Genomic DNA, 455 nt, shown 5'->3' on the forward strand with positions numbered 1-455 from the left:
GCAAAAAGCCCAGCCGGACTGGAGCATTGCCCTGCTGCGCTACTTCAACCCGGTTGGCGCGCATCCGTCGGGCGATATGGGCGAAGATCCGCAAGGCATTCCGAATAACCTGATGCCATACATCGCCCAGGTTGCTGTAGGCCGTCGCGACTCGCTGGCGATTTTTGGTAACGATTATCCGACCGAAGATGGTACTGGCGTACGCGATTACATCCACGTAATGGATCTGGCGGACGGTCACGTCGTGGCGATGGAAAAACTGGCGAACAAGCCAGGCGTACACATCTACAACCTCGGCGCTGGCGTAGGCAACAGCGTGCTGGACGTGGTTAATGCCTTCAGCAAAGCCTGCGGCAAACCGGTTAATTATCATTTTGCACCGCGTCGCGAGGGCGACCTTCCGGCCTACTGGGCGGACGCCAGCAAAGCCGACCGTGAACTGAACTGGCGCGTAA

1 protein-coding gene is annotated in these 455 nt (G+C 58.2%); it reads left to right on the forward strand.

The window, feature by feature from the left end; translation table 11 throughout:
• Nucleotides 1-455 (forward strand): GDP-mannose 4,6-dehydratase (locus C1I93_RS30925; RefSeq protein WP_146603627.1); only part of this gene is annotated, 455 nt, incomplete at both ends.

Origin of the sequence: Micromonospora endophytica (assembly GCF_003236305.1) — a bacterium.
Lineage (GTDB): Bacteria > Actinomycetota > Actinomycetes > Mycobacteriales > Micromonosporaceae > Micromonospora > Micromonospora endophytica.